This window comes from Nocardiopsis chromatogenes YIM 90109 (genome assembly GCF_000341185.1).
GTDB classification, from domain to species: domain Bacteria; phylum Actinomycetota; class Actinomycetes; order Streptosporangiales; family Streptosporangiaceae; genus Nocardiopsis_A; species Nocardiopsis_A chromatogenes.
Genome location: NZ_ANBH01000067.1, coordinates 42841 through 51012, shown reverse-complemented (window position 1 = coordinate 51012; position 8172 = coordinate 42841). Strand labels below are relative to the sequence as shown.

Below are 8172 nucleotides of genomic sequence, written 5' to 3'. Positions count from 1 at the left end.
GTCCCCGCCGGTGCCCGGGTATCCGCCGGCGCCCGGGTGGCCCCCGGTCGGCCAGGCGGGGCCGGCGGGCCCCTCCGGCGCCGGGGCCTCCCCCGCGCCGCCCTCCTCCTCATAGGGGTCCTGGTACTGGGACTGGGTGCGGTACCGGTCGCCGCTGGGCTGGAACCACGAACCCGCGTCGTCCGCGGGCCGAGGGTCCTCGTCGGGCGGCCGGTGCCGCTCTCCCCCGTTGTCCGTCACTGGTCCTCGTTCTCCCGACCGCGCATGAGCGCTCGACTCCCCTGACAGGTCCGCGCGGACCGCGTGGGCCCACCGGACACAGCGAACGGCGGCAGCCCACCCCGCACGGGATGGGCCACCGCCGTCACCGGATCGGTCAACCGATCTCTCCGAACTCCGTCCCGCCTCGGCGGGAGACGGCCCTACCGGTTGTAGGGCCCGAAGTCGTACTCCTCCAGCGGCACCGCCTCACCGGAGCCCTGGCCGAACGTGTACTCGCTGGGCTCCTCGTAGCCCGAGACCGAGTACATGGAGGCCTTGGCCTCCTCGGTCGGCTCGACCCGGACGTTGCGGTACTGCGGCATTCCGGTACCGGCCGGGATGAGCTTACCGATGATGACGTTCTCCTTGAGGCCGACCAGCGGGTCGCTCTTGCCGTGGATGGCGTTCTCGGTGAGCACCCGGGTGGTCTCCTGGAAGGAGGCCGCCGACAGCCACGACTCGGTGGCCAGCGAGGCCTTGGTGATGCCCAGCAGCACCGGGCGCCCGGCGGCCGGCTGGCCGCCTTCGGCCACGACCTGGCGGTTCACCGACTCGAACTTGGGCCGGTCCACCATCTCGCCGGGCAGCAGCTCGGTGTCGCCCGACTCCAGGATGTTCACCCGCTTGAGCATCTGCCGCACGATGATCTCGATGTGCTTGTCGTGGATCGAGACACCCTGCGACTTGTAGACCTCCTGCACCTCGTTGACCAGGTGCTGCTGCACCGCGCGCGGCCCCTGGATGCGGAGCACCTCGTGCGGGTTGATCGCACCCTGGATGAGCTGCTGGCCCACCTTGACCTGCGAGCCCTCCTCCACCAGGAGCTGGGCGCGCATGGGCACCGGGTAGGAGATCTCGTCCGAGCCGTCATTGGGGATCAGGACGATCTTGCGGCTCTTCTCCGTCTCCTCGATGCGGATCCGGCCGTCGAGCTCGGCGATGGGCGCCACACCCTTGGGGATGCGGGCCTCGAAGAGCTCGGTCACACGCGGCAGACCGTGGGTGATGTCCTGGCCGGCCGAACCGCCCATGTGGAAGGTCCGCATGGTCAGCTGGGTGCCGGGCTCACCGATCGACTGGGCGGCGATGATGCCGATGGCCTCGCCGACGTCCACCGGCTTGCCGGTGGCCATCGAGCGGCCGTAGCAGGAGCTGCACACGCCGATCTTGGCCTCGCAGGTGAGCGACGAGCGCACGCGCACCCGCTCCACCCCGGCCGCGACCAGCGTGTCGAGCACGCCCTCGGAGGTGTCGGTGCCCGCGGGCAGCAGCACCTCGCCGTCGACCACCACGTCCTCGGCGATGGTGCGGCCGAAGCCGGTGTTCTCCACGTTGTGCTTGCGCACCACGGTTCCGGCGGCGTTCCTCTCGCCGACCTCGTGCCAGAGCGAGCGGTCGGTGCCGCAGTCCACCTCGCGGACGATGACGTCCTGGGCCACGTCCACCAGGCGCCGGGTGAGGTACCCGGAGTCGGCGGTGCGCAGCGCCGTGTCCGCCAGGCCCTTGCGCTGGCCGTGGGTGGAGATGAAGTACTCCAGCACCGACAGGCCCTCGCGGTAGGAGGCCTTGATCGGCCGCGGGATGGTCTCACCCTTGGTGTTGGAGACCAGACCGCGGATACCGGCGATCTGGCGGACCTGCATCGGGTTGCCCCGGGCGCCCGACTGGACCATCATCCACACCGGGTTGTCGGAGGGGAAGTTGTCCTCCATCTCCTTGGCGACGTCGTTGGTCGCCTTGGTCCAGTTCTCGGTGAGCTCCTGGCGCCGCTCGTCGTCGGTGATCAGGCCGCGGTCGTACTCGCGCTGGATCTTGTCCGCGTAGCGCTCGTAGGACTCCATGATCTCGTCCTTGCGCGGCGGCGTGAGGACGTCCCCGATGCCGATGGTCAGGCCCGAGCGGGTCGCCCACTTGTACCCGGCGTCCTTGAACGCGTCCAGCGTGGTGGCCACCTGGACCTTGGGGTAGTTCTCGGCCAGCTCGTTGACCAGTGCCGAGACCTGCTTCTTGCCCACCTGGTAGTTGACGAACGGGTAGTCCGTCGGGGTGGTCTCGTTGAACAGGTACCGGCCCAGGGTGGTCTCGAGCATGTAGGGCTCGCCGGCCACGTGCCCCTCGGGGGCCTCCCACTCGCTCGGCGGCACCACGTCGCCCGGGACCCGCAGCCGGATCTTCGCCTGGATGTCCAGCTCGCCGCCGTCGTAGGCCATGATCGCCTCGGACGGGCTGCTGTAGGCCCGGCCCTCGCCCCGGCCGCCCTCCTTGAGGGTGGTCAGGTAGTACAGCCCGATGATCATGTCCTGGGTGGGCATGGTCACCGGCTTGCCGTCGGACGGCTTGAGGATGTTGTTGGTGGCCAGCATCAGCAGCCGCGCCTCGGCCTGGGCCTCGGCGGACAGCGGCAGGTGGACCGCCATCTGGTCGCCGTCGAAGTCGGCGTTGAAGGCGGTGCACACCAGCGGGTGGATCTGGATGGCCTTGCCCTCGACCAGCTGCGGCTCGAAGGCCTGGATGCCCAGGCGGTGCAGCGTGGGCGCGCGGTTGAGCAGCACCGGGTGCTCGGTGATGACCTCTTCCAGCACGTCCCACACGACCGGGCGGGACCGCTCCACCATGCGCTTGGCGCTCTTGATGTTCTGCGCGTGGTTCAGGTCGACCAGGCGCTTCATCACGAACGGCTTGAACAGCTCCAGCGCCATCTGCTTGGGCAGGCCGCACTGGTGCAGTTTGAGCGTGGGGCCGACGACGATGACCGAACGGCCGGAGTAGTCGACGCGCTTGCCCAGCAGGTTCTGGCGGAACCGGCCCTGCTTGCCCTTGAGCATGTCGGACAGCGACTTCAGCGGGCGGTTGCCCGGCCCGGTGACCGGGCGGCCGCGGCGCCCGTTGTCGAACAGCGCGTCGACGGCCTCCTGCAGCATCCGCTTCTCGTTGTTGACGATGATCTCGGGCGCGCCCAGGTCGAGCAGGCGCTTGAGCCGGTTGTTCCGGTTGATGACCCGGCGGTACAGGTCGTTCAGGTCGGAGGTGGCGAACCGGCCGCCGTCCAGCTGGACCATGGGGCGCAGGTCCGGCGGGATCACCGGGACGCAGTCGAGCACCATGCCCATGGGGCTGTTGCGGGTGTTCAGGAACGCCGAGACGACCTTGAGCCGCTTCAGGGCGCGGGCCTTCTTCTGGCCCTTGCCGCTGCGGATGGTCTCGCGCAGCTTCTCGGCCTCGGCGTCGAGGTCGAAGTTGGCCAGGCGCTCCTGGATGGCCTGGGCGCCCATGCCGCCGCGGAAGTACTTGCCGAAGCGGTCCCGCATCTCGCGGTAGAGCATCTCGTCGCCCTCGAGGTCCTGGACCTTCAGGCCCTTGAAGCGGTTCCAGACCTCGTCGAGGCGGTCGATCTCGCGCTGCACCCGGTCGCGGATCTGGCGCATCTCGCGCTCGGCCGACTCGCGGACCTTGCGCCGCGCGTCGCCCTTGGCGCCCTGGTCCTCCAGCTCGGCCAGGTCGGCCTCGAGCTTCTTGTGGCGCTCCTCGACCTGGGAGTCGCGCCGCTGCTCCATGTGCCGGCGCTCGACCGAGACCTGCGCCTCCAGCGAGGGCAGGTCGCGCTCGCGGGCCTCGTTGTCCACCCACGTCACCATGTAGGCGGCGAAGTAGATGATCTTCTCGAGGTCCTTGGGGGCCAGGTCCAGCAGGTAGCCCAGGCGGCTGGGAACGCCCTTGAAGTACCAGATGTGGGTCACGGGAGCGGCCAGCTCGATGTGGCCCATGCGCTCACGGCGCACCTTGGCCCGGGTGACCTCGACACCGCAGCGCTCGCAGATGATGCCCTTGAACCGGACGCGCTTGTACTTGCCGCAGTAGCACTCCCAGTCCCGGGTCGGGCCGAAGATCTTCTCGCAGAAGAGCCCGTCCTTCTCCGGCTTCAGGGTGCGGTAGTTGATCGTCTCCGGCTTCTTGACCTCACCGTGCGACCACTGGCGGATGTCGTCGGCCGTGGCCAGGCCGATGCGCAGCTCGTCGAAGAAATTGACGTCGAGCACTTAATTCGTCCCCTGCTCTCGAAGCTTGCGGAAGTCAGACCTCTTCGACGCTGCTCGGCTCCCGCCGACCCAGGTCGATTCCCAGTTCTTCCGCAGCACGGAAGACGTCCTCGTCGGTGTCGCGCATCTCGATGGACATACCGTCACTGGACAGAACCTCCACGTTCAGGCAGAGCGACTGCATCTCCTTGATGAGGACCTTGAAGGACTCGGGGATGCCGGGCTCCGGGATGTTCTCGCCCTTGACGATGGCCTCGTAGACCTTCACACGGCCCAGGACGTCGTCGGACTTGATGGTGAGCAGCTCCTGCAGCGCGTAGGCGGCGCCGTAGGCCTCCAGGGCCCAGACCTCCATCTCGCCGAAGCGCTGGCCGCCGAACTGCGCCTTTCCACCCAGCGGCTGCTGGGTGATCATCGAGTACGGGCCCGTGGAGCGGGCGTGGATCTTGTCGTCCACCAGGTGGTGCAGCTTCAGGAAGTAGGTGTAGCCCACCGCGATCGGCTCGTCGAACGGCTCGCCGGTGCGGCCGTCGAACAGCCACGCCTTGCCGTCGGCGTTGATCAGCCGGTCGCCGTCGGGGTTGGGCAGCACCGACTGCAGCAGGCCGGTGATCTCGTCCTCGCGCAGGCCGTCGAAGACCGGGGTGGCCACGGTGCTGCCGGGCGGCACCTCTCCGGTGCCGATGGCGCGCAGCCGCTGCTTCCACTCCTCCGGCCCGTCGTCGACCTGCCAGCCGTTGGCCGCCAGCCAGCCCAGGTGGATCTCCATGATCTGGCCGACGTTCATCCGGCCGGGCACGCCCAGCGGGTTGAGCACGATGTCGACCGGGGTGCCGTCCTCCATGAACGGCATGTCCTCCTGCGGCAGGATCTTGGCGATGACGCCCTTGTTGCCGTGGCGGCCGGCCAGCTTGTCGCCGTCGGTGATCTTGCGCTTCTGCGCCACGTAGACGCGGACCAGCTCGTTGACGCCGGGCGGCAGCTCGTCGCCCTCCTCGCGGCTGAACACGCGCACGCCGATGACCTTGCCGGACTCGCCGTGCGGCACCTTCAGGGAGGTGTCGCGGACCTCGCGGGCCTTCTCGCCGAAGATGGCGCGCAGCAGGCGCTCCTCCGGGGTCAGCTCGGTCTCGCCCTTGGGGGTCACCTTGCCGACCAGGATGTCGCCGTCGACGACCTCGGCGCCGATCCGGATGATGCCGCGGTCGTCCAGGTCGGCGAGGACCTCCTCGCTGACGTTGGGGATCTCGCGGGTGATCTCCTCCGGGCCGAGCTTGGTGTCGCGGGCGTCGACCTCGTGCTCCTCGATGTGGATCGAGGACATGACGTCGTCCTGGACCAGCCGCTGGGACAGCACGATGGCGTCCTCGTAGTTGTGGCCCTCCCAGGACATGTACGCCACGAGCAGGTTCTTGCCCAGCGACATCTCGCCCTGGTCGGTGGAGGGGCCGTCGGCCAGGACCTGGCCCTCCTCGACCCGGACGCCCTCGTCGACCACGGGCCGCTGGTTGAAGCAGGTGCCCTGGTTGGAGCGGCGGAACTTGCCCAGCCGGTAGGTCTTGCGGCCGCCGTCGTCGGCCATGACGGTGATGTAGTCGGCGGTGACGTCCTCGACCACGCCGGCCTTCTCGGCCAGCACCACGTCGCCGGCGTCGGTGGCGGCGCGGTACTCCATGCCGGTGCCGACCATGGGCGCCTCGGCGCGCAGCAGCGGCACCGCCTGGCGCTGCATGTTGGACCCCATCAGCGCGCGGTTGGCGTCGTCGTGCTCCAGGAACGGGATCATCGCGGTGGCCACGGAGACCATCTGGCGCGGGGAGACGTCCATGAAGGACACCTCGTCCGGCACGACCGCCTCGAACTCGCCGCCCTTGGTGCGGGCGAGCACCCGCTCGTCGGTGAAGGTGCCGTCGGCCGCGACCGGGGTGTTGGCCTGGGCGATGACGTAGCGGTCCTCCTCGTCGGCGGTCAGGTAGACCACCTCCTCGGTGACGCGCCCGCCCTCGACCCTGCGGTAGGGCGTCTCGACGAACCCGAAGGAGTTGACCCGCCCGTACCCGGCCAGCGAGCCGATCAGGCCGATGTTCGGGCCTTCCGGGGTCTCGATGGGGCACATGCGGCCGTAGTGCGACGGGTGCACGTCGCGGACCTCGAAGCCCGCGCGCTCACGGGACAGACCGCCCGGCCCCAGCGCCGACAGGCGGCGCTTGTGGGTCAGCCCGGCCAGCGGGTTGGTCTGGTCCATGAACTGGGACAGCTGGCTGGTGCCGAAGAACTCCTTGATGGAGGCGACGACCGGCCGGATGTTGATCAGCGTCTGCGGCGTGATCGCCTCGACGTCCTGGGTGGTCATGCGCTCGCGGACGACGCGCTCCATGCGGGCCAGGCCCAGCCGGACCTGGTTCTGGATGAGCTCGCCGACCGTGCGCAGCCGCCGGTTGCCGAAGTGGTCGATGTCGTCGGTCTCGATCGGGCGCTCGCCGATCGCGGTGTCCATCGACTCCTCGCCGGCGTGCAGCCGGACCAGGTAGTCGACGGTGGCGACGATGTCGTCCTCGGTCAGGGTGCCCTGGGTGAAGTCCGTCTCCAGCCCGAGCTTCTTGTTGATCTTGTAGCGGCCGACCTTGGCCAGGTCGTAGCGCTTGGGGTTGAAGTACAGGTTCTCCAGCAGCGCCTGGGCCGACTCCTTCGTCGGGGGCTCGCCCGGGCGCAGCTTGCGGTAGATGTCCAGCAGCGCGTCGTCGGTGCCGGCCGTGGGGTCCTTCTCCAGCGTGTTGCGGATGGACTCGTAGTGGCCGAAGCGCTCCAGGATCTGGTCGGTGGTCCAGCCCAGCGCCTTGAGCAGCACGGTGACGGCCTGCTTGCGCTTGCGGTCGATGCGGACGCCGACGAAGTCGCGCTTGTCGACCTCGAACTCCAGCCACGCGCCGCGGGACGGGATGACCTTGCAGCCGAACAGGTCCTTGTCCGAGGTCTTGTCGACCTGGCGGTCGAAGTACACGCCCGGGGACCGGACCAGCTGCGAGACGACGACCCGCTCGGTGCCGTTGATGATGAAGGTGCCCTTGACGGTCATGAGCGGGAAGTCGCCCATGAAGACCGTCTGGCTCTTGATCTCGCCGGTGTCGTTGTTGATGAACTCCGCGGTGACGAACATGGGCGCGGAGTACGTCATGTCCTTGTCCTTGCACTCCTCTTCGGAGTACTTGGGCGGCTCGAACCGATGGTCGCGGAACGACAGCGACATCGTGCCCGAGAAGTCCTCGATCGGACTGATCTCCTCGAAGATCTCTTCGAGACCGGACTGCTCCGGAACGTCCTTGCGACCCGCCTCGAGGGCGGCCTCGACTCGGGCGCGCCACTTCTCGTTTCCGAGCAGCCAGTCGAAGGACTCGGTCTGCAGCGCGAGAAGGTCGGGGACCTCGAGCGGTTCGTTGATACGGGCGAACGAAACGCGGTTCGGACCAAGGGCGTTAGCGGAGGCGTTGCGCGAGGCTGCCAACAGGGGTCCTTCCGAAGGCTTGTGGCGGTTGATGCGCGCGCACGCCGGACGACCCGGGTCGTTGTTCGATGGGGGAAGCCTCCGGGGCTCCCGGTGGCCTCCGCCGTCGAGGTGGCACGTGCAGTCGATGGGCCGAGACCACGGGTGATCAGGGCGCGGAACGCACGGACACCGGCACAGGGGTCGTCAAAGGGCAGCGCAAAAGGGCAGTGTAGCCGAATACTACACCGCTGTCCAACCGCATCCCCCGGAGTCAGTCACGACACCACGCAGCATCGCTCCCTCAGGCGGATCCGTCAAGCCCGGAGGGCCTTCCCGGCCTCGCCGGACGCCCGTGAGAGGTCCCACAGGACACGGCGGGTGTGAGCGATG

General features: G+C 68.6%; 2 protein-coding genes and 1 pseudogene. All 3 read right to left on the bottom strand.

Annotated elements, in window-relative coordinates; genetic code table 11:
• A pseudogene (locus D476_RS0106965) lies at positions 1 to 240 on the bottom strand (hypothetical protein); the annotation flags it as partial.
• A gap of 182 nt (positions 241 to 422) precedes the next feature.
• Complete coding sequence (locus D476_RS0106960) at positions 423 to 4298, bottom strand: DNA-directed RNA polymerase subunit beta' (RefSeq protein ID WP_017623234.1); 3876 nt, start codon at positions 4296 to 4298, stop codon at positions 423 to 425.
• A gap of 34 nt (positions 4299 to 4332) precedes the next feature.
• Entirely contained in the window at positions 4333 to 7800 is a 3468-nt protein-coding gene (gene rpoB / locus D476_RS0106955) for a DNA-directed RNA polymerase subunit beta (RefSeq protein WP_017623233.1), read from the bottom strand.
• Positions 7801 to 8172 lie beyond the last annotated feature (372 nt).